This window comes from Kocuria sp. KH4 (assembly GCF_053711175.1).
On the sequence record NZ_JBSJYX010000049.1, the window covers coordinates 1 to 2,494 of the forward strand.

Genomic DNA, 2,494 nt, shown 5'->3' on the forward strand with positions numbered 1-2,494 from the left:
CAAGAACCTCACCGCCATCGCCGAGGAGTTCACCCGCGGCCCGCTGGGCGAGGTGGAAGTGCTGCACCTGGCCCGTTCCATCGCCCGCTGGACCTGGCGCAACATCACCCCAGAACTCACCAACCAACGACGCGAAGCCTGGACCGCTCCGGAGCACCAACAGCGCCGCGCTCAACGCGCTGCTGACAAACGCCGCATCGACCGCACCCACGCATCCAAGGAGCTCTTCCGATGACTGCCGAGACACCCGCACGGCGCACTGTCACCGCCAAGGAGGGAGCAGAAGCCCTGGGCTGTTCCACCCGCACCGTTCGTCGCATCGCCGCTGAACCGCGTGATGAGTTCATCAAGCGCTCTCGGGCCCGGCAGGATCTCGCCCTCGAGCTCAAGAACGCCGGCCTGAAGTACCGCGAGATCGCCGACCGCCTCGACTGCTCTGAGAAGGCCGCCCAGAACCTTGTCCAGCGCGCCCGAGACCGGCACAAGCTCACTTCCGTCACCTGAGGACTCTTCCGCCGACATGGGCGGCGTGGACCGGTTCCGTGCCGCAGAATGATCCACGGTGAAAGGCAAATCACTGGAAAGGCCGGGGCCCCTCCCCGGCCTTTCGCATGCCCAGCGCAGCGCTCACCCGCCCCGCGTGGTGCCCCCGCCGGAGGCCGATCCCGTTCTATGGCACATAGAACATAGCTTTGCTCCGCCCGGGGCCGCCCCACTGATGCTGTCCAGCACGTGCGGGACAGACCTCCTCGGCCACGTCTCCAGATCGGAGGCCGACATCGACAGATCCGCCCTCTGCCGAGCCTTTCGCCCGCGTTCCTTCGTCACCTTTGGGCGTCTTCGGGACCACGACAGACACTGAAGGCGGGAGTTGGCGGGCTCACATCAACCGCTCCCACGGGAGGCCAGGGAGACCAGGCCCGGCCTCCCGTTACAGCGCTGGTCCAGCACTCGTAAGGTCTCCGGCACTAGGCATCCCGGACCGCTGTGCAGGACACTCAGAGGTGGGGAACGGGATCCTCCTCCCCACGAAAAAAGCCGGGCACCACTCCCCGGCTTTTTTCGTGCCCACAGCAGCGACAACTAGTCCTGATCAGCGCCCCCCACCCATCAGCACACCCCCTCAGCTTTGCTCCGCTGAACGCATCGCTGAGCCAACCAACGCACTTCTGAGCCGTCACACCTCTTGCATTCTTCGACCGACCCGTGGGGAAGACGCTCGTCACCACCTCCCCAGGAGTCCTCGGTACGCACAACCAGGACACCCCAGCGCGCCCGAAACCGGCCCACCGCCAACCACCACGCCACCCCACCAGGCACCCGCTCGACCACATGGCCGAGCACAAGGACCCGTCTGGTCGCCTCACCCGGAACGAGTTAACCCCTCACCCGTGAAGGGGTGAGTCGGGGGCAGCAGGAGTCATCGACAGTGACCGTGGCTGTCGGGGCCGGCGGATGAAAAAGGGGGCTGAGTCGGTGCCTGGTTGCGATGCTCTGGGCACCTCCCGAGAAGAGTGCAGCTGAGCCTGTGTGCGCCTGCGTTGGGTCGCCTGGGCCTCGGTCATCGAATGATGCATGAGGTGTGACGGTTCCAATGGGGTTCGGGAGGACCCCAAAGCGGACTGCGCTACGCGCAGGCTGGAAAGAATTTTTGGGGGAAGTATCTGATTAAGGGTGCGTCCTACCCGAGGAGGTGCGGAATCTGTGGTTGGGTCACCTCATGAGCTTCCAGAACGTGTTCGCCGACCACTGGCTACCGCAGGCGCCATTGGCCGCTGAGCGCAAGGACGGCGCCTACCGGCGACTGTCCCGAGAGCACGCCCTGCAGCTGCCCTACATCGAGACCAACCCGCTGTGCCTGCAGTCGATCGTGGTCACCGACCACGACGGCTCCGAGGCCGACCAGGTGGCCGATCTGGTCGGGCTGCCTCAGCCCTCCTGGGTGACGCTGAACCCGCACACCCGCTCCGGGCACATCGCCTACGCCCTGGCCGCTCCGGTGTGCCTCACCGACTCCGCCCGCCGGAAGCCGATCAACCTCCTGGCCCGCATCGAGCAAGGCCTCGTCGACGTCCTGGGCGGAGACGTCGGCTACGCGGGCCGGGTGACCAAGAACCCCGTCCACCGCCAGCACATGCCGCTGTGGGGCGAGGAAACCGCCCTCTACGGCCTCCAGGAGCTCGCACAGGCCCTCGGAGACGTCGGAGCCCTCCCAGGGCCTTCCAGGACCGGAAAAGCCCTCACAGCGTCCTCCGTGGGCCGCAACGTCGCCCTGTTCCACCTCACTCGCCAATGGGCCTACCGCGCTCGGTTGCGCTACGACGATGCCAGCGAGTGGGAGCAGACCGTTCACGCCTTCGCCGTGAACAAGAACCTCACCGCCATCGCCGAGGAGTTCACCCGCGGCCCGCTGGGCGAGGTGGAAGTGCTGCACCTGGCCCGTTCCATCGCCCGCTGGACCTGGCGCAACATCACCCCAGAACTCACCAACCAA

General features: G+C 66.4%; 3 protein-coding genes. All 3 read left to right on the forward strand.

The genetic code is table 11. The annotated features are described in order from the left end of the window. A partial coding sequence (locus tag ACWCOM_RS18415) for a hypothetical protein (protein WP_454550190.1) occupies window positions 1–235 on the forward strand: 235 nt, incomplete at its 5' end. After that, complete coding sequence (locus ACWCOM_RS18420; protein WP_439265841.1) at window positions 232–504, forward strand: sigma factor-like helix-turn-helix DNA-binding protein; 273 nt, start codon at window positions 232–234, stop codon at window positions 502–504. The genes ACWCOM_RS18415 and ACWCOM_RS18420, both read left to right, overlap by 4 nt. Window positions 505–1,720: 1,216 nt before the next feature. Next, window positions 1,721–2,494 (forward strand): replication initiation protein (locus tag ACWCOM_RS18425; RefSeq protein WP_454550191.1); only part of this gene is annotated, 774 nt, incomplete at its 3' end.